The 25712-nt window shown below is 36.5% G+C and carries 30 protein-coding genes; 5 read left to right on the top strand and 25 right to left on the bottom strand.

Annotation, left to right across the window (positions count from 1 at the left end; genetic code table 11):
- Positions 1-80: 80 nt before the first annotated feature.
- The 3 genes from I580_RS09535 (at position 81) to I580_RS09530 (ending at position 1419) form a co-directional block, all read left to right on the top strand.
- Entirely contained in the window at positions 81-560 is a 480-nt protein-coding gene (locus I580_RS09535) for a hypothetical protein (RefSeq protein ID WP_010771761.1), read from the top strand.
- 47 nt (positions 561-607) lie between these two features.
- The gene (locus tag I580_RS16960; RefSeq protein WP_010771760.1) at positions 608-781 is read left to right on the top strand and encodes a hypothetical protein; all 174 of its coding nucleotides are present in this window, start codon (positions 608-610) and stop codon (positions 779-781) included.
- 74 nt (positions 782-855) lie between these two features.
- The gene (locus tag I580_RS09530) at positions 856-1419 is read left to right on the top strand and encodes an Ig domain-containing protein (protein ID WP_010771759.1); all 564 of its coding nucleotides are present in this window, start codon (positions 856-858) and stop codon (positions 1417-1419) included.
- A gap of 78 nt (positions 1420-1497) precedes the next feature.
- On the opposite strand, the gene I580_RS09525 is transcribed toward I580_RS09530, so the two are convergent.
- Both I580_RS09525 and I580_RS16750 read right to left on the bottom strand, forming a co-directional pair.
- On the bottom strand, positions 1498-2067 hold the full coding sequence (locus tag I580_RS09525) for a hypothetical protein (RefSeq protein WP_010771758.1): 570 nt from the start codon (positions 2065-2067) through the stop codon (positions 1498-1500).
- An 822-nt stretch (positions 2068-2889) separates the two neighbouring features.
- Positions 2890-3627 (bottom strand): DNA/RNA non-specific endonuclease, encoded by a 738-nt coding sequence (locus tag I580_RS16750; RefSeq protein WP_010771756.1) that lies wholly within the window; start codon positions 3625-3627, stop codon positions 2890-2892.
- 196 nt (positions 3628-3823) lie between these two features.
- On the opposite strand from I580_RS16750, the gene I580_RS09510 reads away from it, so the two are divergent.
- Both I580_RS09510 and I580_RS09505 read left to right on the top strand, forming a co-directional pair.
- A complete protein-coding gene (locus tag I580_RS09510) occupies positions 3824-4408 on the top strand; it encodes a hypothetical protein (RefSeq protein WP_010771755.1) in 585 nt (194 codons plus the stop codon).
- A gap of 25 nt (positions 4409-4433) precedes the next feature.
- On the top strand, positions 4434-4640 hold the full coding sequence (locus I580_RS09505; RefSeq protein ID WP_010771754.1) for a hypothetical protein: 207 nt from the start codon (positions 4434-4436) through the stop codon (positions 4638-4640).
- A gap of 42 nt (positions 4641-4682) precedes the next feature.
- On the opposite strand, the gene I580_RS09500 is transcribed toward I580_RS09505, so the two are convergent.
- From I580_RS09500 to terS, 23 genes are all read right to left on the bottom strand, one after another.
- Positions 4683-5435 carry a peptidoglycan amidohydrolase family protein gene (locus I580_RS09500; RefSeq protein ID WP_010771753.1) on the bottom strand — a complete coding sequence of 251 codons (753 nt, stop codon included), beginning with the start codon at positions 5433-5435 and terminating at the stop codon, positions 4683-4685.
- Positions 5428-5820 (bottom strand): phage holin family protein, encoded by a 393-nt coding sequence (locus tag I580_RS09495; RefSeq protein ID WP_010771752.1) that lies wholly within the window; start codon positions 5818-5820, stop codon positions 5428-5430. The genes I580_RS09500 and I580_RS09495 overlap by 8 nt, the downstream gene beginning before the upstream one ends.
- A 97-nt stretch (positions 5821-5917) precedes the next feature.
- Positions 5918-6481 carry a hypothetical protein gene (locus I580_RS09490; RefSeq protein ID WP_143141663.1) on the bottom strand — a complete coding sequence of 188 codons (564 nt, stop codon included), beginning with the start codon at positions 6479-6481 and terminating at the stop codon, positions 5918-5920.
- A 218-nt stretch (positions 6482-6699) separates the two neighbouring features.
- A complete protein-coding gene (locus tag I580_RS17345; RefSeq protein WP_010771750.1) occupies positions 6700-6831 on the bottom strand; it encodes a hypothetical protein in 132 nt (43 codons plus the stop codon).
- Positions 6832-6834: 3 nt separating this feature from the next.
- Positions 6835-9564: a phage tail protein gene (locus I580_RS17145; RefSeq protein ID WP_010771749.1), complete on the bottom strand. Its 2730-nt coding sequence runs from the start codon at positions 9562-9564 to the stop codon at positions 6835-6837.
- Positions 9565-9572: 8 nt separating this feature from the next.
- A complete protein-coding gene (locus I580_RS09480; protein WP_010771748.1) occupies positions 9573-9938 on the bottom strand; it encodes a DUF6711 family protein in 366 nt (121 codons plus the stop codon).
- Between the two features lie 13 nt (positions 9939-9951).
- On the bottom strand, positions 9952-14808 hold the full coding sequence (locus I580_RS16475; protein WP_010771747.1) for a hypothetical protein: 4857 nt from the start codon (positions 14806-14808) through the stop codon (positions 9952-9954).
- A gap of 32 nt (positions 14809-14840) precedes the next feature.
- Positions 14841-15128: a hypothetical protein gene (locus I580_RS09470; protein ID WP_010771746.1), complete on the bottom strand. Its 288-nt coding sequence runs from the start codon at positions 15126-15128 to the stop codon at positions 14841-14843.
- A gap of 104 nt (positions 15129-15232) precedes the next feature.
- Positions 15233-15649: a DUF6096 family protein gene (locus tag I580_RS09465; protein WP_010771745.1), complete on the bottom strand. Its 417-nt coding sequence runs from the start codon at positions 15647-15649 to the stop codon at positions 15233-15235.
- Between the two features lie 73 nt (positions 15650-15722).
- The gene (locus I580_RS09460) at positions 15723-16169 is read right to left on the bottom strand and encodes a phage tail tube protein (RefSeq protein WP_010771744.1); all 447 of its coding nucleotides are present in this window, start codon (positions 16167-16169) and stop codon (positions 15723-15725) included.
- A gap of 12 nt (positions 16170-16181) precedes the next feature.
- Positions 16182-16556: a hypothetical protein gene (locus I580_RS09455; protein WP_010771743.1), complete on the bottom strand. Its 375-nt coding sequence runs from the start codon at positions 16554-16556 to the stop codon at positions 16182-16184.
- Between the two features lies 1 nt (position 16557).
- Entirely contained in the window at positions 16558-17103 is a 546-nt protein-coding gene (locus tag I580_RS09450; RefSeq protein ID WP_010771742.1) for an HK97 gp10 family phage protein, read from the bottom strand.
- On the bottom strand, positions 17087-17443 hold the full coding sequence (locus I580_RS09445; RefSeq protein ID WP_010771741.1) for a hypothetical protein: 357 nt from the start codon (positions 17441-17443) through the stop codon (positions 17087-17089). Before I580_RS09445 ends, I580_RS09450 begins: the two co-directional genes overlap by 17 nt.
- A complete protein-coding gene (locus tag I580_RS09440; RefSeq protein ID WP_010771740.1) occupies positions 17440-17775 on the bottom strand; it encodes a phage head-tail connector protein in 336 nt (111 codons plus the stop codon). Before I580_RS09440 ends, I580_RS09445 begins: the two co-directional genes overlap by 4 nt.
- A gap of 15 nt (positions 17776-17790) precedes the next feature.
- The gene (locus I580_RS09435; protein WP_010771739.1) at positions 17791-18075 is read right to left on the bottom strand and encodes a hypothetical protein; all 285 of its coding nucleotides are present in this window, start codon (positions 18073-18075) and stop codon (positions 17791-17793) included.
- A 13-nt stretch (positions 18076-18088) separates the two neighbouring features.
- Positions 18089-19198: a major capsid protein gene (locus I580_RS09430; protein ID WP_010771738.1), complete on the bottom strand. Its 1110-nt coding sequence runs from the start codon at positions 19196-19198 to the stop codon at positions 18089-18091.
- Positions 19199-19209: 11 nt separating this feature from the next.
- On the bottom strand, positions 19210-19587 hold the full coding sequence (locus I580_RS09425; protein ID WP_010771737.1) for a hypothetical protein: 378 nt from the start codon (positions 19585-19587) through the stop codon (positions 19210-19212).
- A gap of 13 nt (positions 19588-19600) precedes the next feature.
- A complete protein-coding gene (locus tag I580_RS09420) occupies positions 19601-20257 on the bottom strand; it encodes a DUF4355 domain-containing protein (protein ID WP_010771736.1) in 657 nt (218 codons plus the stop codon).
- Positions 20258-20443: 186 nt separating this feature from the next.
- Complete coding sequence (locus I580_RS09415; RefSeq protein WP_010771735.1) at positions 20444-21727, bottom strand: minor capsid protein; 1284 nt, start codon at positions 21725-21727, stop codon at positions 20444-20446.
- Entirely contained in the window at positions 21728-22156 is a 429-nt protein-coding gene (locus tag I580_RS09410) for a ribosomal-processing cysteine protease Prp (protein ID WP_010771734.1), read from the bottom strand.
- Positions 22149-23564 (bottom strand): phage portal protein, encoded by a 1416-nt coding sequence (locus tag I580_RS09405; RefSeq protein ID WP_010771733.1) that lies wholly within the window; start codon positions 23562-23564, stop codon positions 22149-22151. Before I580_RS09405 ends, I580_RS09410 begins: the two co-directional genes overlap by 8 nt.
- Positions 23565-23567: 3 nt before the next feature.
- Positions 23568-24854 carry a PBSX family phage terminase large subunit gene (locus I580_RS09400; RefSeq protein WP_010771732.1) on the bottom strand — a complete coding sequence of 429 codons (1287 nt, stop codon included), beginning with the start codon at positions 24852-24854 and terminating at the stop codon, positions 23568-23570.
- A complete protein-coding gene (terS, locus tag I580_RS09395) occupies positions 24855-25673 on the bottom strand; it encodes a phage terminase small subunit (protein ID WP_010771731.1) in 819 nt (272 codons plus the stop codon).
- Positions 25674-25712 lie beyond the last annotated feature (39 nt).

Raw genomic sequence — 25712 nt, 5'->3', positions numbered from 1 at the left:
TATATAAATATTTTTTGACATAGAGATTTATATATATTATAATTAGTAAAAGTAAATTTTATATCAAAAGGAGTTTTTTTATGAAAAAGAAATTTGCAGTAATTATCACTTTAATTTTTGGAGTTCTTTCGTTATCTGGTACTAGCGGTTATGCAAAAGAGGATGTAACCACCCAACGGTTCAGTTTTCAGCCTTATTTTGCTAGTGTTTCTAATAGTAAGCTAATAAAGTCATTTGAATCCGCCGACTTTTTAATCCTTAAATTACCAGTTATATCTGGATATCACGTGAATTATCATTTTAAGATTCGCACTTCTGCGTTGTATAACGAAAATTTCTTGGTAAAACATGTTTCTCCTGATGGACAGTGCGTTCTTTCGGAAGAGGTAGTCGCAGGTAATTTTTCAAAGGGCTTTTTTGGTTCTACTGCAGGTAGCTCAGATTACGGTACTGATTATCTTGTTGCCAGAGTAACTAATCTTGCTCCTACACCCGTAGGTTACACGATTGATTACAATTATAAACTATCTAAAGATCCAACTGATTTTGTCGGATTGTAATAATCCCCTCCCCTCTTTGCGTATTTATATGTAAGGGGGTTTTTATTATGGATCAAATTATTATATTAGATGGTAACGTAGTAGGATTGGTTAGCGAGGAAGGTGCGGCTCGGTGGGAGTTTGAGGATTTAGAGGATGCGGAAGAATTGTACAGGTTGCTAGTTTTGAGCGTAGATGTTGAGGATAGGATTGCGGAATTGTGGGATAAAAATATTTATTGACAGCGAATACAAAATACCATATAGTTATTTATATAGGACAATTAATCTTATAAATATGATTAAGGAGTAATTTAATGTTAAAGAAAAAATTGTTTGTTGCGTTGTTGGCAATGTTTGGATTTGTGGGGATAGGAGCGAATATCTCCTGCGCTGAAGAGAATTTATCTAACCACCCTTCCTTTGTGGTTGTTCCAGATTCATTAGACGGAAATCCTGCACCTTCACGTTCGAGATCTACCTTAACAATTAGCGGCTACTCTCATATTCAGGATCTAGGCTTTGTTAACTTAAGCAAGGTTGATTCCCAAACTTTTCGTTTGGGGACTACAGGTAGATCATTACGCCTAGAAGCCTTTGCTCTTTTCGCTTACTCCGGAAACATTCTTTATGAATCCCACGTGCAGGACATAGGTTGGCAAGGCGGAAAAAAGAATGCAGATTTGTCCGGAACGATTGGTCAATCTTTGCGGATTGAAGCTGTCGCAATGGCATTTCAACATCCCACGATATGGATGCGTTACAGAGCTCACCTTCAAGATATTGGTTGGACAGAATGGAAAAGGGACGGTTTGATAGTTGGCACCACAGGACAAAGTCGACGCTTAGAAGCAATTGAATTTCAGTTTTACTATAAATAAATATCTACTTTAGCCCCCACAATCGTGAGGGTTTTTTCTTTGCACAAAAATACCGACCCTAACCGGTCGGTATAAAATCTAACAAGCTTTGAAATGTCCATTAAACAAGTCAGTAATACTATTATTCTCTTTATGAATTTGATATTCATAAACTTCTTCAAATTTCTTTGCATTTTTTGATTTATTTTTCTTAAGTTCTTGCTTAAAATCAACTCTATTTTTCTCTATTGAAAAAACCTCAATAGCAGCTTTATAGCTTCCCATAAAGCTGAGAATATCCTCTTGTTCCATAACCTTTTTTGCGTCTTCGTGAGACATGAAGAATATCTGTTTCTCTTTTATATCTTGTTGAACCATACTCTTAAACTCAGATGCCTTTTCTTTATCTATGGATAGAATCTTCATCAAATCGCTATCCTTCGTTTTTACAATTTTTTTCAACACTCTTAAACGCTCATTATTAATTATATTTCGAAAAAATTCTATTTTTTTATTTTTCCTCATAAAGAAGGCATCTTTTATCTCATCAACCAAGATCATGTAACTAATTTCAACATCATTAGTATAGGATAAAGTGACTATAAATAAAGCTAAAACAAATAACAATAGGACTAAAATAGAAACTCCACCAATCCATGCTAATAACATTTTAATTACCTCCCGTCTTTTTTGGTTTCAATCTTACCATTATCTTATCATATAACCCTAACAGAATCACAACAATATGAAATACTAAAGTACTAATATAGACAAGTTCATTAACAACGAATCCATGATTGCTTAACAACAAAAAAATTATAGCGAAATAAAATCCCGATATCGCAAAACAAGTATTCGCTGTTCTATAAAAAAATACTATGTATTTATTTGTATATTCTGATAATGTTTGAAAAAAACTAATCCTAAGAAAATGCTTTATTAGAATCGGCATTGCAAAAACTAATACAAAATATGCTACATCTGAATTTGACTTAGATGAAACATACAGTTTGTCGAACTTCCATAATGATACTGCTCCAGTTAAAATAAACCAAATGATATCGAAAGTGAAAATGAAATTTTCTGATTTGATTTTATCTCTTTTGTAAACGTCATTTTCTATATTTTCTTCATCTTCAATTACCTTCGTCTGCAAAAATAATCGATCCTCTCTCCAGTACTTTATATACTATATAATACCATGATGAATCAATCATAACAATTATTTTTTACAATTAGTTTATATAAAATATACAAATCATTGTTTTTTCACACTTTTAGTAGTTCTAAGTATTACTAAATATTACTCTATACCCGGTTTTTAAACAGAAGCTATATTTATTTCTACACCTAATATAACAACTAACCTGTAAACTTTTGTATCAAAATTCACCCATGTTTCTCCCAATATTAAAGCTATGTACAAATCCTCCAAATAAAGTAGGGCTATTTTAACGCAAAAAATCCCACCTCAAATGAGATGGGGGAAAACTATGGATTTACGTTTTGTATTGTCTCCACAGCTTGTGTGCTGTCAATTGTATAATCAACATCAAAAGACGTAGGGCGCGCGTTATCAGCATAATTAAGTGTAACTTTAAGCTTTACTTGCTGACCTTTTACGACAGCATCAGCCCATTTATTTTCTAACTTTTTATAACTACTTAAATTAACATGACTAGCCTGAGACACAAGATTATCCAATTTGGGTGACCCTCCAAAACGATCGCCAGCCAAATGCCCTGCATGATCTCCTTGTAATTTATCCAAGGTATCAGCGCTATGAGGCAATCTTGCAGTGCGTGTTGTCATACTAAGTTTACCAATATCAACAGCCACTATCCGTCCTTTATCGTCTGTCCTATACTTGTAGTCATACTCACCTGTAAAGTACTCTACGTTTGCCTTTAATATTTTATTAGGTATCAACCAATGATCATCCTCAACCGCTGGGGGTAAGGTACCAGTCACACTCGCAATACCTTGCTGCTTAATTTTTTCCAACGTTTTTGGACCAATACCTTTTGCGTTTGCTAAATCATCCAGACTGCCATATGGTCTGCTATCAATAATTGCTTGTGCTGTGACTGGACCTACTCCTGTGATTTTTGTTAACTCATCCAAAATAGCAGTGTTGACATTAACCGTAGATTCTGCATTTACTACAGTTGGTAAAACGAAAATAACTAATACAACTGTAAAAACCAATGCATTTTTAATCTTACTCATTTAAAAACCTCCAAAATAATTCTTTTTCCATAAACATAAAACGCCTATAGGCGTATAAACATTAATATTACAGCATTTTCCTATCGGTCTCAACCATGCTTAAAATTAACATACAATGAGTTTTTAGAAAAAATAATCCATAAATATATTTACAACTTTTGGGTATTAATGTATTATATGGAGTAACTCAATCGCGATGAGAAAAAATGAAAGTTGGTATAAATTTATGAAAAAATTGACACTTTTAATCACATCATTAAGTTTAGTTTTTGCTTTAAACTTCGCTCCGGAATCGCATGCCGAATCCACAACAAACGAAATTACAACAGATCAAAAAAGTGAAGTTGATTTTAATGATTTGCCAGAAAACGTGAAAGCACATTTTTACTCGGATGGTTTCAGCGAAAACGATGATTTTTATCAGACAACCGTTATACAACCAGCTGATGGTAATTCACCTGCAAAAAATCAGCGGCTTGTAAATGCGCTGGTACTCCACGCTGCCACTAGAAAAATCAGTAATACAATGGCTTACACAAGCTATACATTAGTTTCGTCAAATTCTGCGATGTATAAAGCAGAGTTTAGCGTTACCTATCGCGGGAAGAAATTTAATTCAACCGTTAATATCCCGAATAGATTTGATTACAATGGCGGAGTTTATATCAATCATTCTGGCTCTAAAGGATACGGCGGTGTTAGAGTTACTGCTCAAGTCTACAACGGATTTGGTGCTGGCACAGTCACTTCCACTGCTGGCGGAGTGACTTTAGGTAAATAAAAAAATAAGAAATGAGGTAACTCAAATGGAAATCCCTTTATCAAAAATAGGATTAATTTTAGAACAATATCAAAAATTAGGCTATTTTGAATCCGATAGCTTACATGAAGCTATCAAAAAAATGATAAATGATACAGATACTACTATGGGAATCAACGTCCAAACAGATGAAAATTCCGAGAATAGTTCTTTTGAGGATTTGTGGACATTCATTTGGGAAAATATTAAATGATTCTTTAAAAAGCCCCCCTGAATTATCAGGAGGGCTTTTTTATTAATTAAAAAAACCTCTCCCCCATGTTGTATCGATACGTCCATCATCTGGACCAACAGCAACATAACGACGTTTACCACTGTCGGAAATGTAGCTGATCCACGCATAACCATTAGCCATGATATAACCATCGTATTTGATTGGTTGACCTGCGTTGTAATAGTCCAGCGCTGGGCTTGCTACGTCATCTGGATTAGTGTCAGCACTTACCGCCAGCGGCCTATCAGGATAAAATACACCGCTCATAATAACCCTTTTATCTGGCGCTTGAGGCACTGGATCAATTGGTTTTGGCGCGCTTGGTTTTGGATCTGAGTTACCATCTGTATATCGATAAATAGTAATTGCTGGCTGTCCGTTAAGCTCCCATATATAATCATGGTTGTTTACCGTGATACCATTAAAACCATAATTGCAATGGATTATATTGTCGTGATCATCTACAAAAATTCCAGTGTGACCTGCAGCACCACCAGAACCACCACGGTTACCCCAAATAAAGACATCGCCGCGTTTTGCTGGATAATTACCATCTACTGGTTGCACTTGCTGCCATCCGGCATTTTCTAAATGGCTGAACAAACTATCAGTATTACCCATCGAGCCAGCTTTTAAAAAACCGCCCGCAATCAAAGCGTTATAAACGGCACTGGAACAGTCATAGCTATTAGGACCTAAACGACTATTCATGCTGTAGCTTACTTTTCCTTGTCGGTCAGACATCCATTTGATCATCGCGTTAATACTACTCATGTTTATCATCCTTATTCTTAATATTTTTGATAAAGTCTTCAAACAGCTCTGTACCGATTCCCATTTTTTTATAATTTTCAAGAATTGATTTCAATTCCATCAATAGATAACCTACGTATAAAACATAAATCAGACCTACGCCAGCACCGCCAGGGATTAATGGCGCTAGAGGGATGAAGAACATCAACAGGACCATGCTCGCTACCTTTCGCAAGATACCATTGATACCTGTTTTACTCTTAAACTCAATATTAGGATTTATCTTTGCTGACAAAGTCCCACTTAAAAAATCAATAATCATCGCAATGCAAATTAACGCCAAAACGTAAATTGCTTTGTGATCCGCATCAGCCACAAACTGATCTAAATATTTAAACACTATCATAATTACCACCTTTTCATTATTTTGAGTACCATCAGTATCACAACTAACCAAAAAGGAATGACCATCAAACAGCCATTCCTTAAACCTTTAAAAAACTTCATACTTTTTTCCACTCGGCTACCCACTTACCGCCGACAACAGCCCTTAGATAAGCATCTCCAGTATCAGTCATGCCAATAACATTGCCATGAGTCGTTGACGTCATCTGTGCAGTAAATCTATAAGGCACAACACCAGATGGGTGGTCACTTGCTCCGTTAGTTGATGCATAAGATTTTACTCCTGGTGCATTAGCTAAAACAACGGATAAAATATCTCCACTGGTAATGGTGTTAATCGGCTTACCATCATCAGTAGTAATTTTAGACATTTGTACTTGACTAGTTGCTGCGAGCCGTTGCCACTCTGTATGCCATTTGCTACTTGATATAATCCTTGACCACACGTTGCCTGCTGCATCTTGTGCTAACACGCTACCGCCAGTAGCAGCTACCATATTTGATGTAAACCTTGTCGCACTCGTATTGCTTGGTGAGTCACTGACTTTAGCACTAGCTAAACCAGTTTTAAATCCCCCGCCCTCTTTCAATATCCGATCAAGTATTGTTTCGTGGTCAGCAACGTTTAAATAAGCTGTTCCGTTATCAGTAGTTATTTTCACTTTTTGTACATCTGATATGCCGTTCCATTTTGTTCTATCTGCTTGAGTTACATGGATGACTTTATCGCTTTTGTGTACAGTGAGATCTTTATCTGTTATTTCTATACCTGATTCGATGTGATTAGCTCTTTCAGCAGTAACAACCCCTCCTCTAAGAGTATTCTCTTCAACACTAAGAGTATCGTCAAACGGTCTCCAATTTTGTTTTACATAAGCCATTACTCATCACCTTGCTCTTCATTTACAAGATTTTTTTCTCCGAATGCAACAGATAGTTTTGCGTTTTCGAGTTCCAGCTCAGCAATTCTTTGTAATAATTTACTAATAATTTTTTCGGCATCTAGTTCCATGTCTTACCTCCATATTTTTTCTATTTTTTCATTGTCGTAATCTTGCATTTTTAATCGCTCATTTTCATAACCAATTCTTTTAGCTTTTATTTCCCAACCAAATCTTGTATATGGTTCATCAGAACAAACTAAAAAAGCATCTGATTTAAAATCAGATACCCAAACTACGCTTTTTTCATAAGATTGTAAAAATACTTCGTACGGAATATCTAAATTAACGGTATCACTAAATAAAATATCTATAGGAACCCACTTTTGACAATGCTCATCCGTTACATTTCTTCCTATGTCTCCTAAGTATGATTCTGCTAATTCATAAGCTGGCGTAGCACGAACACCATCTCTAGTTAAATGTATAGCATTTTTTGAGCCTCTCACATGAAAATTGCCATTAACAGTTACAGATTTACCAGTTAAATAAAAATTTGTAGAGGCAATCGTTGCACTATCTTCGTACAAATTAAATAGATTTTTCCCCTTACTACTATAGGAAATCCCCCATGTGGTTCCAACACTAAAAATATACTCTGAAAGTTTGTTCGTTTTATACTTTAAATACAATCCTCCTTCGTTAAAATTTACTTCAGATAAGCTATCAGCCTTGGTAAAATCATAAGATAATCCGTAATAATTAAAATCGAAAAGATGCTTAACATCATTTTTAACCATAGATACCTTAGTCGATGAACTAGATAAATAAAATTCCATTGTGTCATTAGCATTAAAATTGAAACTATTCTTCACGGAAAGATATTTTACATCTAAATTCAATGTATCGCTTACTCTCGAAATTACTAAATATTTTCTATCAGTCAAACCATTTGACATAGCAAATTCGCCGATGTTAAACAATTTCATATTTGCTTGACCAATGTTGTTTAAAGACGGCTCTACTTTTATTTCAAAAGCATCTGATTTATTGTTGTTATTAAACCATTTAAATGATCCGACATCCATAATCATTTGAAAATCCTTACTAGAACTAGTAATTCTTGATCCGATGATTTCCGTTCCTATAATTTTTGTTCCTTCTATTGTCCCACCCTTAATTTTTATTGAGCTGATTGTTCCAGAAGAAATAGAATCAGCATTCAAATTGATAATATTCACATTTGCTGCATCAATTTTGCCAGAGGTAATCTTATTTGCAGATATTTCCCCTATTTTTGCATTAGTGATAGCTGCATTCGCTATATTTGCAGTATTGACCGCTAATTCGCCAATTTTAGCGGATGTAATACTTCCGTCTACAATATACGCCTCTTTGATTACTGCATGGTCAAATATCGTTTTATCAGTGACATGGATGTATCCTTCTACAGCGCTCTCGGCTAATTCTTTGGCTTTGTCAGCCGCCTTCTGAGCATCACTCCCTTTTTGGGCAGCATTTGCTATAGCTTCTAACAAATCTTCATTAGGCACCGTTGAGGCTTGCACAACCCAATCGAATATAGTATTACCTACTTTTTCCCATGTGCATAATTCAATATCTGGTCCTTTAGGTCTAAACCAAATATCGTGTTCTTTTGGATATAAAGGAGCATCCAAACCAGAATGTATATTGTTTTTCCCTGCTGCGGAAATTCGATCTTTCATCCATTCGATTGTTTGCTGTAACTGACCTCTGTATTGAGTTACAGTTTGAGGAGATGATTTGGCATTTGCGCTTATTGTTGCTTTCAGTCCGCCAGAAAAAGACATTTTATACGTAAGAATAGGCATTTTAAACAGCGTTCCTTTTGTATCGGCTAAGGTTACCCAATCGCCAACTTCAATCGCTGGATTACCTCTCCAACTTAGAGTACCTGGATAAAAGCTTAGATTTTCTAGTTTTTCATATATTATATTTAGTAAACTTTGGGTCATCACTTTATTCTCAAGTGATATTTGAGAACCAGTTGGAGAACCAGCTGTCAAAACACTATTTTCTTCGTTTCCTATTTTACACGAAATTCCTCCTAAGCGATAAAGTAATTCATTTTTCTTGAGCCCTTTAGAATAATATTCACTTGTATTAACTTTGTAATTAGGATCAAATAATGTTCGCACAGTCAATAAACCTGATCGATCAAAATTAACGTAACCCGCTTCAAATTGAGCTATCAAGCCTATCGCTTGACGGCATGTGTAACCTTCCATTTTATCGATCAAAGAATCACTGAGTCGAGAAAAATCTGATTCATTTACACTTAAACCAGATAAATTAGCAATTTCTAAAGCAACATCTCTTATTTTAGCTGGGTAATTTAGTTTCGATTCGTATAAACCACCCATGAATATAAACCCGTCCATCGCTTCTAAAGTTGTCTTATTCTCATTTCTATCTGGATCTACTGACTTCACATAAAATGTTCCAAGTGGTACAAATTCATAGATGGCATCAATATAACTCATTAACTGAGCTTTACCGACTCTTGCTTGGTTAACAAATGCAGGTTCTTCTAAATTTGGAATTGATGATTCATTTTTTGTTTTTATGCCGACCTCAATTTTTACTTCATCAAGCTCATTTATGCCTTCCAAAATCAATGGAAAAACGATTTTAACGGAATTCGAAAATGTGGAACCTATAGCAAAGCTATCTCCTACAATACTTCCCCCGTCATAATCTAATGTTTTGATTTCTTTTCTTGTGTACAATTCATCTTTAATCCAAACCTTAACAAATATTTCCCGTAAATCAGACCTAAATGAATCATTAAAAGATTTAGTTACGTTTAAAATAATTATCACCTCTTTGCTTACTTCTCAATGAAGTTAACTGTTAGCCCTTCCCATTTAAAAGCGTTGAACTTTTCATGCCATGAATAAGCGCCTAGAGATCTAGGTCCGGCATAAAAAGTTTTGGTGACTATCCGACCTTCTTTAGCATCAGGATAAGATGCAGTAAAGAAAATTCCATCAATACGTTTCAAAATATTTGAACTTTCTAAATCACTCATCGGTCCCCACGAAAGTTCTAGTTTCACTTTCCTAGCAATTAGATCTCTCACCATTGTGCCGTCAGCATTACGCCCTGATGAGTCTGCATCAATATCCTCATAGCTAATTTTGAAATCTTTAGGAGGCTTTACAACAGCCCCATTTATCGCTAAATATCCAGACATTTCGCAAAACCTCCTATATCATTAATTCGTTTTTTCCTGTTTTTTCTTGATATTCATTTATTTCAGAAATCAAATGACGTGCATACTCGCTACCGCCAAGATTGATAATCAATTCAACTGGTTGAGAGTTGTTTTGCCTTCCATTTCCACTCTGCATTGCTGTTGTAATTGCTCTAACAATTGCATCTGTTATTTGATTTAATCCTCCACCGACAAAATCATTTTGCTGAGATTCATAAGAATTTGAAGAATTAAACGAGCCGGTTTCGGTTCTGAAAATTTCTGGTAATTGTAATGATGAAAATGAAGAATCTATTCCCATAAAATCAAGAGCTTGACCGATCAACGGCATCGCAATTGTTGGCTTTTCTAATGGTAAAACCATTTCAGTCTTATTCCCCTCTGACAACCTATATAGTCCGTCTTCCGTGACTAAACCTCCATTTTCTTTCCTACGATTGTTAGCCTTCTCTCTCATCGCTCTGATTCTCTCTTTTATCCGATCTATGCGTTCTTGTTGCTCAATTTTTTTCTGAACAAATGAGAACGCGCCTTGAGTCATCATAGATATACCACCAGTTGCAATTGATAGTGTCGGCTCTAGGACGCCAGAAAGATTAGTAAAACTAGCTACGGCAGAAGATAACATTCCGCTTGCAGCATTTTTAATACTATTCCATTTTTCTTCAAACCAATCGCCGATGCCATCTTTGTACTGCGGTATGTTACCATATGTTTGCGCTGTTTTCTGCGCATTCAAGACTTTAGTACCTTTTGGTAAATTCAACATAACGTTTCGACCAGTAGGGATAAACTCCTCACCATTCGGTAACCTAACAGCTTCTCTAAAAACACTACCCGGGGCATCATTAATTAGAGCTGGACCGCCCATATGATAATCTGTACCATTTTTAAATCTAGGTACGCTCCACTCTGTAATTGACCATCCTGATCCTACTTTTGCAAGAACCCAGTTAATTCCTTTAATTACACCATTCACTGCACCGCCGATTATTCCAACAATAGAGTTTGCTATTGATTTAGCAGCTCCTGCGATTGCCGAAGCGCCTCCTTTTATTCCATCAGCTATCTTTTTACCTAAACCACTAGCCCAACCAACTACGGTATCAAACCCTGATTGAGAAGTATTTTTAATATTCCCCATCCATTCGCCAATTCCGCTACTCATTTTATTCCAAGCAGCAACTGCGCCATCTTTCGCTTTGCTAGCTGCATTAGAGACATTGGTTTTTACATTGTCCCAAGCGTTTGACGTGGATGATTTAACTTGTCCCCATCTATCCGATGTAGCAGTTAATATTTCTTGAGTTTTTCCACCAATAGCATCTTTCGTTTGATTCCATTTGTCAGTCGATGTTTTCTTAACATTTTCCCAAGCTTCTGACGTGTCGGACTTCACTTTTTTCCATTTTTCTGACGCAGTAGCAGAAATTTCTTGAGCCTTTTTGGATACTGTCTCCTTAACAGCTGACCATTTTTCAGAAGTTGATGACTTGATGTTTTCCCAAGCTTCTGACGTGCCTTGCTTTAATGCGCCCCATTTGTCAGACACCCATGTAACTGCGCCGTCTACGGCGTTGCCCATCGTTTCCTTTATAGCATTCCATTTTTCGCTAGTCCATTCTTTGATTTCATCCCAATGTTTTACTATTTCAACACCTAATATTCCGATAGGTCCTAGTAATAGGCCTCCGACAATTTCAGCACCCCACTCTTTAAAGAACTCAATAATGCTGTTGAATACATTGACCGTCCATTCTTTTATACCATCCCATTTTTCACCAAGCCATTTACCTAATTGACCTGCCTTTTCTTTAACCGTATCCCAATTTTTATAAAGTGCTACTCCAATTGCTATGATAGCTGCAATAGCTGCAATAGCAATACCTATTGGAGATGTTAAGAAAGCTACAGCTGCACCAAAAGCAGTTGTTACTCCTGTTGCTATTCCAGCAACGACATTCCAAGCGGTGGTTGCTACAGTCATAGCACCCTGAGCTAACGCATCTGCGGCTTTTGCTGCAGTGTTTACACCAAATTTAACAGCCTGTTTCGCTAACTCGGCTGTTCCTTTCGCTATACTCACAACAAAATCTTTTGCATAAAGAGCATTAAGCGCTATTGTTTCAGCTTTATCAGCAAGTTTAGCTGTAGTTACTGACTTAACTCCTGTAGCTATTTTAGATAAAACAGTTACAAGGCCTCCTGATTGTTGAATAAACGATGCTATTTGCATCCCTTCCCAAGCTAAGAAAAACCCTCCTATAACTTTAGTGATAGTTCTAAAAGCTTCTTGATTATTTGATATCCAATCGCTAACACCAGTTAAGGCGGCTGTTAACGTTTTAAGAACACCGATTACAGCAAAACCGGTTATTTTCCCTAACGGTTTTAAGAAATTATCAAACAACCATTGTCCAAAAGGTTTTAAAGCATCTACAACAGAGTTTACAACCTTGATTGCTGCTGATAATGCATCTAAAAAGTTGGGAATTAATTTTGTTATTGTGAAACTTGCTAATGGTAATAACACGTTTTTGTAAAACCACGCCAGATCATCGCCGATGTTTTTAGTTAGTGGCTTGATACTCTCTAATAATCCTTGGATTGATTTTAGTAATGGCGTAAAATCTAACGTTTGTGCCCATTCCAAAGTAGCACGAGACATATCATTTAGTGAGTTCAGTATGATATTGACTATTTCCAAAATTGTACGAATTATTCCTTCGCCTGTTCCAGCATTTGTCCAAGCTTCAGTAAACCGTTTTGCAATCTCAGCAATTGTATTATTAACATTTGTCAATATTTCTAAGATATTAGCAATAATAGCTTCGCCAACACCGCTGTTCCACGCATCGCGGAATGCTACTGCAACCTCATGGAGTAACTCTAAAATTGCATTCCACATATTAAAAATGCTTTGGATAAGAGCAGTCCCTCTACCACCATCATTCCAAGCATTATTAAAAGCTTTAGCAATATCTCCAATTATGTTGAGTACGTCAGCAAGTAGTATTAAAATATTGCTAACAAACCTTTCACCACTCCCGTTAGTCCACACATCCATAAAACTCTTGCCAATAGATTTAATAAGACTCCACACGTTGTTAAGTGCGTATTTCCAAGCGTCAATTACTTTTTGCCCGTGCTTATCCCAAGCAGCTTTTATTGGTTCAAAAAGATCGGCAAGAACCTTTTTAAACTTATCAGCAAAATCAGTTAACCACTTAGGTGTTGCTGGTTCAGGGACGTCAAAATTAGTTCCATTACCCGATTGCTTAGGTTTATTTACTAAAGGAATATCTAAATCTTCATCACTGTTATCGTCCGATAATCCTATTTTATTTATTTCGTCAAATCCCATTAGTGATCGTTCTAATTTTTTAACTTTCTCTCTTGTTTTATCAGCAGCTGTTCCAGTGTCATTCATCGCCTCAATATTTTCTTGCAAGCCTTGAGCCCCTTGTTTAGCTGCTGAGTATGTAGTACCAAAGAGCATCGCGATAAATTGAGCAAGATAGCCAGTGACTTCTGCGATTGCACTCATCAACGCATTAATTGCAGGAAGTATTGCTGTATAAATTGGATAAAAAGCAGTTAGCAGATTAACCTTAATTTGATTTAGAGATGCTGAAAATTGATCATTGGTTTGCAAAGCAGAAAATAACCCTTTGCTTACCAAACTCAATCCCTTGTAGATTAATCCAAATACAAATACTTGTTTGACCATACTAGATAAACGTCTATTAAAACCGCCTAATCCATTAGTCATTCTTTGTGATCCACGATGCACTTGATTAGAATTTCTTTGAAATACACTCCCAATCTTTCCAAAACCATTGGTCATACGTCTGGTTCCGTGTGAAATAGAGTTTGAAACTCGATTGAATAAACCACCAAAACGTGAGAAGAAACTCTTAGATTGATCCGTGTTACGAGCCATCTTTTTTAACCCGTTTGCAGCTGTATTCGTTCTAAGTGATGTTTCACCCAATTCCGTGTTAACTCCGCCTAAAACAGATTTAAGAGCTTGAGCTCGATCTTCTGCCTGTGCAAAAGCTTGTTGCAATTTATCGTTTTCGTTGATCAATTTATTCATTTTTTCAGATTGTTTCTGTATTGCATCACTTGTGTTCAGTGAAGCCTTATTATCTTTAGCACCTTTAAAACCATCATTAAAATTACCAATCGGTGTCTTTTGATTATTATACTCAGCTTGTAAAGCTTTAATTTTCGATCTATAACTTTCAATTTGCCCTTCATTGGCATCCATCTTACTTGTGATATCATCTAAAGTTTTAGGAATAGTCTTAAATTCGGATTGTATGCTATTAGCAAGAGCTTTGGCACTGTCTTGATATTTAGTCATGGCTGCTTGTGCTCTCGCGATCTGCTCATCGTATTTCACCACACTACCTGTGTCTCCGGACGAATCGGCGCCTTGTCTTTTAGATCGTAAAAATGCTAATTTTTCTTGTTGAGCTTTTGCCTGACCCATTTTAGCGTTAATTTCGTTTACAATTGCATCGACATCTTTGCCTACTTTAGATTTTGCCTGTGTAAAGCCCTTAGACATATTTTTACCTACATTAGCTGAAGACTGTTCGCTAGCTTTTTCCATCTTATTCATTTGTTGTTCAAACTTAGTATTCAGTTTTGCTAACTGATCAACAATTCGATTGGTCCCTTTTTCAAAATCCATATTCTTTTCAATATTTTTAGTAGATTGTCCTGTAAATTGTTCAACCTTTGACATCATGTTATTGATAGTCGGTAAAACTTTATTGATTTGATCTTGGATTTGTTCTATATTAGCTTCAATTAACACTTCTAAAGTTTCTAATTCCATAACGTGCTCACCTCCCTACTGTTTAAACGTGATTATGATTCTTTATTTTTCATACGTAATGCTCGTTTAGCACCTTCAGCGGTCATCCTAAATAACGCTTGTTCTTTCAACATTTCTTCTTGAGTATAAATTCTTTCCTGACTCACCACTTGCTCTTGCTTCTTGTTGTCATCAAGAATTGGATACATCTTTTCGGGTGCTGGCATCTTCTTCGGACTGTTAAAGGCATAAGCAAGCATTTGCGCTTGTTTATAATCATAGATGGCTCTTTCTTTACTTTCTAGCTCATGACGTTTCTTGTTAGCCTGTACTTGATTCATAATCTCTAAAAAAGTAAGTGACCAATACTTATCTGAAGGTATTCCCCATTCAATAGCTAAAGGCTCTATCTCTTCAAATAATTCAGTTAAACAACTAAATTGCTTTAGACTAGTTCCCCTTCTTGCTCCACTTCTAGATCGGTTAACGCTTGATTGTTGTCCTGAGATTCCCCATCTGTCAGCCCTGCTTCCTTGGTCTTTTCCTTTGGTAGAAACCCCGCATCACTTAGCAAATCGCTTACGAATTCGAATAGATCCATGAATGATTTGCCACTTTCTAAATAATTGTCATACAGCTCATACATATCGGCTTCTTTAACACCACTTGTTGTATTCGCAGCTTGTAAGACAAGCAATAATTCGCCTAAAGTTGGGAAGTTCATACCTCCATTAGTAATGAATAGACTGAGCATTGATTTGCCTAAACGCTTCTCTACGTTTACGATTGTTTTTGCATCTAATCTTAATAAAAGTGTTTTTCCGCCGAACTCGATTGATTTAGTATTAATAATTGATCCCATTATATTTTCCTCTTTTCTCATAATTTATAAAAATACGACTAGCTGATTAAGGCCAGTCGTAAATATTTTTTACCTAAGCTTTAGGTGTAAAATCTGGTCCTTCACTCACTACTACAACAAGGGAAAAACCAATAGCAGCATTGACCTCTGCACCATCAAATTTATATGATGGAATGCCTTTAAATTTAGCTTTAAGTCCATCTGGATAAGTAATAGTCCAATTCTGTGATTTACCAGTTGAAACTAAAGCATGGATATCATTAAAGTTGCCACCTTGATACACAATAGCAAACTCTAAGTTTTCTGAATCTTGCAACCCTGGAATATACGCTTTCTTTTCAGACATCAAATGAGTAACATCTACTTTTTCTGGGTCAGATCCAATAGCTGGAATGCTTTTTACTGCAGCAATTGCAGTTTCTGCCCCCGCTTTTTCATAAGATAAAACGGTACCTTTAGATAATAAACCGTCAAACTGTTCAGCTGCGAAAAGCTGTAAATCTGTTTTTAATTCTTTCATGTTAATCCTCCTCTATTTTTTTGAAACTTGCCTTGTTACGTTATCGACAATCGCAGAAAAGACACAAATCACACGGTTTAAACCCGCAGTATTTGCATCTTTTGCATCGCCTTGAAAGCCGATTATATTAAACTGTTCCATAATTTCTTTGACAATATTTGTGAGATTCCCTGTTTTACTGTCTCCGTAAACCTCTACCGTGATTTGCCAATAGCTTTGTAACTCTTGTTGAAACGCATCTATAAAGTGTGGCGATCGTGATGTTCGATAAATAGCTATCGGAAAAGTGTTCCACGAGCTTGGATAATCAGTTGATACTTTTTTTAAAACGGAAATACTTTTAAGTATCTTCGATGTTTCGAATTTCATATTGTAAATATCAATCATATTATTTCAACCCCTCGTTTAATTTGGATTGAACTCTGTCCCTAATTTCATCAGGAGCATTTTCCATTGCTTCTAGCAAAGATGGATACATAAATGGTCTTGCAGGTTGCCCCTTAGTCATGTAAAAGTCATTACCTTTAATTGTGATTTTTGGAATACCGTACACTGCTTCTAAGTCAACACTGACTTTATCAGCTGAAATGAACCATGTTTCTTGCGTATAAACGGGATTAACCCCTTCAGGCAATTGCTTAGTTGATGCTTCACCTACTGGACCTGTTCCCATTTCACGGAATAAGGCTTCTTTTTTATCAGACCAGACTCGACCAACTACATTTCCTTGACCATTTATCACAACTTCATTTTTGATGCTTCCAGCTAACTCTCCACTACCATATTTAATATTAGATTGTAACTTACCTGCTGCTCTAGCAGCGACTTCTTCTGTGATATCAAAAGTAGCATCCCAAACAGCATCTTCCGTGAGCTTAGGCAATGCTTTTAATTTTCTGTTTAGACTATATAATCCTTTAATCTGCACTCCCATCCTGTTTTATCCTTTCTAAGGTCACATTTAAATGAGTTGAAAAAGTTTGGATTGAAGTTATTTGGTAATCGGGTTCTGATGTTTTAGAAACCTTTAAGCAAATACCATCATGCTCATTTTTCCCTTCTACAAGCTCATTCCCTTGATACTTACACGATTTGATATACTTCAATCGTTTACCATACATCGCAGCAGCAACTTGACCACCAGCAGCTTGTACGGTCATGTCGAGTTCGATAGGCTCGTCACTATATCTAACAATATCGTTACTCTCATCGTCTTGCTCAACATGCCGTTTTTTTAAATACACAGTTACAAGGTCTCTTTCTCTCAATCTCATAATAAGGACCTCATAGATGCCACTCTGTATCTATTAAGCTTAGATCTAATCTTTAAAGGAATTCCTGTTTCAAAAGTTTGAGAGACGCCTCCTTCTGATCGAGACGTCTCTCCTTCATTTCCTTCTTGATTGTATCGGATTATAAATAAATCCTTGACAGATGTAATCATGTTTCCAATCAAGGTATCACGATTACAATAGTCAAGTACATCCGTTAGAGAGTCGGCTAGGTCATCTGACAATACCTGCTTAGCCTTCTCATCTGTAATATTTAACTTCCGCTCTAGCTGTTCTTGGAGTTTATCTAAAGCGTCTTTATTTGTTTGATTCATAAGCTATTCTCCTAGCTAGTCTTTTTTGCCTTCTGCCTTTTTAGCTTCGGCAGCCGCTTTCTTATCGGCTTCTTGCTGTTTCTTCTTCTCGGCTTGTTCTGCCTTGATTTCAGCATCTGATTCAAGTTCAATTGGTAAATCAATTAGCTTGATACCAGTTGAATTATTTTCAGAACCTAATTCTTTGATTCGGTTTTCATCCGTTTCTTTGTCTTCATGAGGATATAAATCTCCTTTACGATATACACGATCCTCATCTTGAGAATCATAAAAATCACATAACACTTTATATTGTTTCATTCGTCATTCCTCCTTATGCTTTGGCGATTGTATTTAAAATAAATACTTTTTCAATTTGTTCAAATGACGGTAGAGACATCATAGATACTTTGGTATCAACATTTACTGGATCAACTTTATTTGTTGTTGTAACAGCAACGCCAGTATCTACAATAGATACATTAGCAATATTAGATGCCATCAAATCTGCTTCTTCCGGAGTTGTACCAAACCATGTAGAACCTAGTTCACCTGCAGGTAACAAAGCTAAAATGTTATCACTAACAAACTTTTTAGAATTTCCATTTTCATCAGTATAAAGCTTGCTATAAACTACCGCTTCAAGTTCTAGTTCGTCTTGTAAGTATTTAATAACATCCGCTTTGCTAACTCGAATATTTCCAGCACCATTTGGATATAAATTCAAGCCGATTTTTTTACTATTACGCAATTGTCGTAACACTACAGAATTAAAAATAGCTCGCGTAGGTCGTTCGCCGGTATCAGCTTCAATAGTATCCATTGCTGTTTCGATGTCATCTACAGGGTCAGAATTATCAGAATCAGTCCATGATACTTTTACATGACCTTTATGCGATTCTTTCATTCCGTAATCCAATGAATAATCTTGGCCGTTACCAGATACATTGATTTTTCCTGTTGTCAATAACTGCATACGCATGATCTCGCGAGTAACAGACGCACCATTAATTAGCTCAACAACATCTGCAAAGATTTTATTCATAACAGCATCAATATAGCCTTGATTTCCACTTTGCATAACCTTTAATAATTCTTGACGTAGTTTTTCATCAATATATTTAGATTCTTTGAAGAAGAACATATCTGTAACTAGTTTCTCGAAATCTGCACGATCACGAGGAATAGCTGCTGCATCAAGCGCTGATGGTTGTAATGCTTTAGGCGCTCCTGTTTGTCCAATGAACCAAGCTAGTTCCATCCCTAGTTGTTTATTATTCGGGAAAAGCACTTCACCCAAATACGGTGCCTGCTCTAGTGTCTTTTCTGTCCAATAAGTTGCCATTTCCGGAGCAGCCACTAACTCAAATAAAGGCACCTCATCTGTAAACATTTGTAAATTCATCTTTAATTTATTCTGATGTAGATTTAATAAGTTTTTCATTGATTTTCCTCCTATTTATTTCTTTTCAAGAATGTGATTTTTCCAGCTAAAGCTGTTTTAACAGCTCCATTGATCGTAACTTCTTTATCTAAACGTAATTCATTAACAAATCCCCAAACTAATAAAGTTCCGTTCGCATTTCCTTCTGTGACATCTACATCATGCATTAAAACACCTTGAACTTTATCGTCACTAACAACAGTTAATACTGCTGTGGAATCTTGTAGCGTACTAGTTGCGCCACCAACTGGTGTTCCTGCTTTGATAATCTTTTTGCCATTTACAGCAGTTACACCAGCATCACCAATGATGGCTCCCACTGAATAAAAATGTTCTGTGTTTGCTAAGATCTGTTTTACATTCTGTGTTTTAATTCTTTTGATTCCCATAAATTATTACCTCCTAGTTTTCTTTGAAATATGGATTACTTTTTGGTTTGCTTGCTGTATTATTTTGTGCTAGCCGTTTACCGATTGACTCTTTACTGGCTGGTCCGGACCCTTTAGTCCCTCCAGGCAAATCAACCGCAGATGCTGCCAATCGTTTATTAACACCAGCCTCTACAGCACTTCTAAAAGCTTTCTCAACTGCTTCAATTGATTTAGAACAAGACTCAGCATCTGTTAAAACAACAACGTCAACAAGCTCTTTCGGTAACTCTTTTTCAGCTAACTGCTCAAGTGATTGTGCACGCAACTCTCGACGTGTAATGTCAGCTTCGCGACTGGCTAATTCTTCGGAATCTTTTTGTCTTTTAGCTTCTGCTTGTTGCTCTGCTGTCATATTAGCCATTTTTTCAGCTTCAGACTTAGCAGCTTCAATAGCTTGTTGAGATTCAGCTTTCCACTTTTCTTGCGCTGTATTCAAGGCTTTGGTAATTTGTTTATCTACAGCGGAGTCAAATTCCGATTGACTATCAAATACAATTGGTTTTGGATCATCTCCGTTTCCGCCATTATTTCCAGGGTCACCATCCCCGGCGCCATTTTCTCCGCCTTCAGCAAAAAGCTGTAAATTAATTGACTTTCTACTTGCCATCTTTTCGATAAAATCTTTCATTGTAAAATTTCCTCCTACCCATGCACATTCGAAAATTCCATAATAAAAACACCCCATACACACTTAATCAGCCCGTACACGATGTTTGTATCTTTTATTATTTAGTTTAGAATCCACACACGTTTTATTGTTCCTCACTTAATTTATTAAGCCCCAAGCAGGTTATGGGCATAATCTAATTTGTGTTTATGGTATTTTAGAACCCTTGGCATCTCCAGCTTTTCTAACCGCGTTAAAACGACTAGATACATCCTTTTTAGCTCTGCTTTTTATCTTCTTTACTTGATCATCATAATTCTTATTTTTAAGCTTTTGTTTTTGACGATTGATTTCTTCTGTTGAATACATCTCTTTGAGTTTATCCATCCAATCGTTGTAGCTATCACGTTGATCAATTAATATAGTTTTACCTGATATAGGATCATTAGCCGTTCTAGTTCCTGATAAAGTTCTCTCACCAAAATATGCAACAGCGATAGTACGGCACCATGGATGAAAAGGTGGATAAGTTCCTTCTTTGCCATTAACTATAGCCTCAGACACTAAATAGATTTTATGATCCTTGCCTTGACAAATTTTAGATGTCCTCAAGTCCAATACGGCAATTAAGATGTACTGCTCAACGCCCCTATCTTGCCATGCTTTAAGTTTCGCTTGGTTAGCCATATAATTTGCCTCTGTCCTAATCAAACGCCTGGCAACACCGATAGAGCGGTCAAACTCGCTAGCTATCTCCTTAGCCATCTCGAATTCAGACATCCCTGTCATTGATTCAACTGTAAATAATTCTTCAAGACGTTTGGCTAAAGCTTCTGTATCTCCCCATATCCGTTCAGAGTAGTTTGATCCTTTCCAATGACTATCAAGGATGTTCTTGGTATACCTGGTAGAAAGTTCTTTAAACTCATGTTTCGGCAACTCAGATTCCAACGAAGATTCATATTCTTTTTTATTCCAAACCTCAATGATACTGTTAGGATTTGAATGTTCCATCTGCCGAATGATAGCTTCTGAGGTAGCTTCGTTATACGAATCATGAATTGTATCAATATAAAAGTCGGTTGATTTATCTAATTGAACATTGGCAACTTGCTTAGAAACAAAAAAAGACTTGGCTTTCAAGTCTTCAACTCTGGTTATTCTTTCTTTGAAAGCTAACCCGTTTAATTTTTGTTTGGCTTCTTTTTGTAAAAGTGGATTCTTTATCTGTTTTGATAGGCTTTTAAGTTCAACAAGTTCTTCTGGCTGTACCGTCTCATTTAGCAGTCGCTTCGCTTCTTCTTCACTTAAGCCTGTTCGCTGTTGAGACCTAGCAAACATCTTTCTTGCTTGCTTTGTTAAATAGGACTGCGCTTGACGATAGGCAGAAGCAACTTTCTTTTCTAATGCTTTTGCTCCATCATTGACACGTTTCTCCGCATCAATTGAGCGTTTTTCCCAATATGATGGCTTGTACTTCTTTTGAGCCATTTACATCAACTTCTGTCTTAAGTGTTCCACTTGATCAACTGAGTTTATTGCAGATGTTACTTTTACATTTTCCGCGCTTACAGTGCCTGTAGTTATTCTAGATGGATTGCTTCTAAAAATTCGACTATCTTTTATTTCAACAGCAACCGTTACAAACTCCGGATACTGCTTTGAGATATCAACTAAACCTTGATGTAGAACTTCGATAAGCTTCTGTGATTCATCTATATCAGATATTTCTACAACTTGTCCTTCCTCATCACCGAAATAAGCATATTCTTTCGATACTAAGTAATTGCTGATAGCCAAATATAAAGAAGAAACTGCTGCACAAACGATATCTTTCCCTTTCTCAGCGTAGTTAGCATGGCCACTAACTTCGTATGCATAAAATCCATCGTAGTCTTTTTTAAACGATGCTTTAATCATTCTCTTCGCCCTCCTCTGGTGGATCATCTAAATCACTGTGGCTATCTTCGCTTTGAACACCAGCTGCCTTCTGAGCTAGCTTTATGTTCTCCTCTTTTTGCTCGTTCAATAATTCGATTGCTTCTTTTGGATCATCAATATCATCTAACCATCCCAAGCTTATAAGTAACGGAACAAACTCTTGTGATTCTTTGATTTGATCTATAACGTCTTTTCGATTAATAGGTAGATTTGGTTTAAATGTAATCTTAGCTCCCTCTGCATCGACTTTTTGAGCCTTCACACGCAACATATTCTCAGTTAACTTCAAGCGCTGAACAAGTCCATCCTCAAAGTAACCAATCTTAGTAGCCAGTGCTAAAAGTAAGCCCAATAATTTATATTTCATAGCCTCACCAGAAATATTCCCACCGAATTTTTCATCATTTAGATCAGGAACATACGAAGTTTTATGAAAGTCATCAATCAAAGCTTTAGCCAACACTTGTACCTCAGATTCTTGGAATGTATTTGTTAGATACTCAGCACTTGCCCCTTCACTTTTAACTGGTGCATCTTGAATAACCAATGACCCGTTTACTTCTTCTGGTTTTTCTTCTGGCAAGCTAAAGCCATACAAAATCATGATGGCTTTAACAAAGTTTTCTTTATCCTTGATCCGATCAGTTTGAAGCTTATTATAACCATCAATTTGGGATAGTTGCTGCTCATAGTCGCCTTGCTTCTCTTCATTGTTACGATATTCAACAACTGGTACATCACCATAATAATGTGGTTTAGTTTTTGATATTACAGCATCTTTCATATTCAAGCTTTTGGTAAAATAGTAGATTACAAATTTTGAGGTGTACACTTCCACCATAAAACCAGTGCGTTTTCCTTTTAAATCAAACTTTTCAATAAACCTAACCGCAAAAAGCTTATTATTATCAACTGTATCATCTACCACTAAAATAATTCCTCGTGGGTCTATTTTAGTTATCTTTAAAACTGTTTCTAATGCTGTTCCTGGTTTAACGGATAAGTAATGCAACTCGTATCCAATACCAAATACAGACAAGTCTTTTTCTAATTCTTTATCGTGCTTCTTTATCTTCATAAGATTAAAAGCATCAATAATTGGATCGATATTCTTTCCTTTTGCTGCAGCATATGAAATCGGAGAACCCACTGTAAAACCAACCATATTGTCTGTGACGTATTTCGCATTATTCACGTATACTTCACCACGATCGTGAGGTGTATCGGTCACATCTTTACCAATTTTATGTGGTTTTCCATCATAATAATCAAATAACATCTGAAGTCTAGGAATATCTTTTTTGTGTTCTTTAATGACATAAGCTATTAATTCTAGCGAGGGATTATTTATATCACCTGCCAATTCTCTATCTATTTTGATCGCCATAATTTACCTCCTATTCATCCAGTTAGGTGTTATAGTAACCTTCGCTGGTTTCTTATTCTTCATATCGTCCTCACGACTATAACGGACAGCATCAATACTGTGGTTATTGTGATCGGGGTAGTTTCCTTTGAGATTTCCGTTATTATCTCGCTCAAGCTCATAAGTAGTGAACTCTCGTTTAGTATTTGGACATCTATAAGGATCAATGATTATTTCTTCTAAATCTTGTAACCATTTAACACCATGCTCGATTGATCCTGGTCCTTTCTTAGCTGCTGAGATCTTCAATCCTAATTCTTTAAATTCGTTATTAGTTCTTGGTTCTGCGCTATCAGCAGTGATGGACTCATTATCTGGATTTAAATCCTTGATTAGATTAGTAGCTTTAAGGTTGCTAAGACCTACTTTCTGAATTTCTTGGAAGATGTATAGTTTACGTCTAGTGCTATCAAAATGATTACCAGTGTAATGCATTGGATCTCCAGCATATCCATGATCGAGACCGCGTTTAACTTTATCAAAGGATGCAATCTCATCATCCGTAATCGCTCTAACAGTAACGTTTTTAAATACCTCAGCACCAGTCCCAGTAATCTCACCCATATACTCGTGGTCGTATTTGTCCCTGTTAGTCTTTTTAAGGTGTTCTGCTTCTTGAATAAACAATTCACCCAACCACTCTGGAGGAACGGTCGTATAGTCGCTGTGATGGACATAAACCTCATTACGAAGCTTTTGTTGTTCTACTTCCACGTTCACCCAATTGGTATTTGATTCTGGCGGGTTAAACGAGTAGAAAATAGTAATGTTTGGACCACCACGACCAAGTGACTGATTGATTGTTCTTATCTCAGCCATTGAATTAAACTCGTCGACTTCTTCATACCAAATAAACTTTGCGTAACCTCTACGAAACTTGGACGCTTTCACCTTTTTAGGTTTCTCAGCACCTTTAAATATTATTCGTTGTCCTGTCTTTATTTTTGTAATTCTTAAAGGCTTGACAGATGCATGATATTCGTCCGTTAAACCCAAAATATCAATAGCCCAAAGCATCTGCTCATAAACTGATTCTCTGAGCGTTTCGGCAACTTTACGTAGTATTACTGCATTTGCATTAGGGTCTTTCTCAATGCCAAGAATAATCTCAACAGAGATTACAGAAGACTTGGTAGATCCACGTCCACCTTTGAGCCAGCAAGACGAGAACAAACCGTCTTTGACTGCTTGATGATACGGGTAAAAAGCTGGTGCGATAACGTCTGTTAATTGTACATTTTTCTCAGCCATCTAATTCACCTTCGGTATATCATCAATAATATTTATCACTGTGCCGCCTTCATCCTCATCACCATCTTTATTTATAAGCGCACGAGTCGTTTGAGCTTTTGTATAATCGATTTGAGCATTCATAAGTTTCTTTCTGGTCTTATTCATGTCGACATCACTGAGCTGTTTAATTGCCTTAGTCAGCGAGTTATTAACCCTTGTCAACGCATCTTCGATTCTAAGAATCAGATCAATCTTAGGAGTTTTCTTCACTCGTTTTTCAGTGACAATCAGTTCAGGATTATTGACGGCCACTTGCTTTCCTTTAGATTCAACAATCTTTTTCCGACCTCTTAATTCATAGAGTAGATGCTGCTCATTTTCATTAAGATCCTTTTCAGCTTCAGCTATTCTTTTTAGCATTCTCGACTGGCGCACCCTTAAAAGATTGATCTCATTTTGCAGCACAAAAAAAGAATCTACCTCAGTTCGAAGTAAATCCTTTTCATCATCATTTAAATATTGGTTGTATAGGTTCTCGTATTCACCAGTGGTTACAGCATTCTTGTTGCCTTTTGGCGGCGATGCTCTGCTGTTTCCTTTATTCCCTTTAGCGTTCTGATTACCCAAAGGAGCGCCTCCTTGATTAGTAACGTTACCTTTGTCATTAGTAACATTACCTTTCAATTCAGCACTCCATTTATCAATTGATTTCCATTTCCTAATTTGAGAATCTGACACACCTATTTCTTTGGCAATATCTTTCAAGAGCTTTTCTCCATCAGATTTAAGCCAGATCTCTTTTGCTTGGTCCCTTCTAGGATCTCTCTGTCTAGCCATCCATATCACACCACCTCGCGATCATTGTTTTGTTGAGTT

The sequence above is a fragment of the Enterococcus caccae ATCC BAA-1240 genome, from assembly GCF_000407145.1.
Taxonomy (GTDB): Bacteria; Bacillota; Bacilli; order Lactobacillales; family Enterococcaceae; genus Enterococcus_L; species Enterococcus_L caccae.
The sequence above is the reverse complement of the archived record's forward strand: the minus strand, read 5'-3'. Positions and strand labels throughout refer to the sequence as shown.

Bases quoted from the DNA above. Each gene is read 5' to 3' on its own strand.
- I580_RS09535 (WP_010771761.1), top strand. From the start codon at position 81: ATGAAAAAGAAATTTGCAGTAATTATCACTTTAATTTTTGGAGTTCTT.
- I580_RS16960 (WP_010771760.1), top strand. From the start codon at position 608: ATGGATCAAATTATTATATTAGATGGTAACGTAGTAGGATTGGTTAGC.
- I580_RS09530 (WP_010771759.1), top strand. From the start codon at position 856: ATGTTAAAGAAAAAATTGTTTGTTGCGTTGTTGGCAATGTTTGGATTT.
- I580_RS09525 (WP_010771758.1), bottom strand. From the start codon at position 2,067: ATGTTATTAGCATGGATTGGTGGAGTTTCTATTTTAGTCCTATTGTTA.
- I580_RS16750 (WP_010771756.1), bottom strand. From the start codon at position 3,627: ATGAGTAAGATTAAAAATGCATTGGTTTTTACAGTTGTATTAGTTATT.
- I580_RS09510 (WP_010771755.1), top strand. From the start codon at position 3,824: ATGAGAAAAAATGAAAGTTGGTATAAATTTATGAAAAAATTGACACTT.
- I580_RS09505 (WP_010771754.1), top strand. From the start codon at position 4,434: ATGGAAATCCCTTTATCAAAAATAGGATTAATTTTAGAACAATATCAA.
- I580_RS09500 (WP_010771753.1), bottom strand. From the start codon at position 5,435: ATGAGTAGTATTAACGCGATGATCAAATGGATGTCTGACCGACAAGGA.
- I580_RS09495 (WP_010771752.1), bottom strand. From the start codon at position 5,820: ATGATAGTGTTTAAATATTTAGATCAGTTTGTGGCTGATGCGGATCAC.
- I580_RS17345 (WP_010771750.1), bottom strand. From the start codon at position 6,831: ATGGAACTAGATGCCGAAAAAATTATTAGTAAATTATTACAAAGAATT.
- I580_RS09480 (WP_010771748.1), bottom strand. From the start codon at position 9,938: ATGTCTGGATATTTAGCGATAAATGGGGCTGTTGTAAAGCCTCCTAAA.
- I580_RS16475 (WP_010771747.1), bottom strand. From the start codon at position 14,808: ATGGAATTAGAAACTTTAGAAGTGTTAATTGAAGCTAATATAGAACAA.
- I580_RS09470 (WP_010771746.1), bottom strand. From the start codon at position 15,128: ATGAATCAAGTACAGGCTAACAAGAAACGTCATGAGCTAGAAAGTAAA.
- I580_RS09465 (WP_010771745.1), bottom strand. From the start codon at position 15,649: ATGGGATCAATTATTAATACTAAATCAATCGAGTTCGGCGGAAAAACA.
- I580_RS09460 (WP_010771744.1), bottom strand. From the start codon at position 16,169: ATGAAAGAATTAAAAACAGATTTACAGCTTTTCGCAGCTGAACAGTTT.
- I580_RS09455 (WP_010771743.1), bottom strand. From the start codon at position 16,556: ATGATTGATATTTACAATATGAAATTCGAAACATCGAAGATACTTAAA.
- I580_RS09450 (WP_010771742.1), bottom strand. From the start codon at position 17,103: ATGGGAGTGCAGATTAAAGGATTATATAGTCTAAACAGAAAATTAAAA.
- I580_RS09445 (WP_010771741.1), bottom strand. From the start codon at position 17,443: ATGAGATTGAGAGAAAGAGACCTTGTAACTGTGTATTTAAAAAAACGG.
- I580_RS09440 (WP_010771740.1), bottom strand. From the start codon at position 17,775: ATGAATCAAACAAATAAAGACGCTTTAGATAAACTCCAAGAACAGCTA.
- I580_RS09435 (WP_010771739.1), bottom strand. From the start codon at position 18,075: ATGAAACAATATAAAGTGTTATGTGATTTTTATGATTCTCAAGATGAG.
- I580_RS09430 (WP_010771738.1), bottom strand. From the start codon at position 19,198: ATGAAAAACTTATTAAATCTACATCAGAATAAATTAAAGATGAATTTA.
- I580_RS09425 (WP_010771737.1), bottom strand. From the start codon at position 19,587: ATGGGAATCAAAAGAATTAAAACACAGAATGTAAAACAGATCTTAGCA.
- I580_RS09420 (WP_010771736.1), bottom strand. From the start codon at position 20,257: ATGAAAGATTTTATCGAAAAGATGGCAAGTAGAAAGTCAATTAATTTA.
- I580_RS09415 (WP_010771735.1), bottom strand. From the start codon at position 21,727: ATGGCTCAAAAGAAGTACAAGCCATCATATTGGGAAAAACGCTCAATT.
- I580_RS09410 (WP_010771734.1), bottom strand. From the start codon at position 22,156: ATGATTAAAGCATCGTTTAAAAAAGACTACGATGGATTTTATGCATAC.
- I580_RS09405 (WP_010771733.1), bottom strand. From the start codon at position 23,564: ATGGCGATCAAAATAGATAGAGAATTGGCAGGTGATATAAATAATCCC.
- I580_RS09400 (WP_010771732.1), bottom strand. From the start codon at position 24,854: ATGGCTGAGAAAAATGTACAATTAACAGACGTTATCGCACCAGCTTTT.
- terS (WP_010771731.1), bottom strand. From the start codon at position 25,673: ATGGCTAGACAGAGAGATCCTAGAAGGGACCAAGCAAAAGAGATCTGG.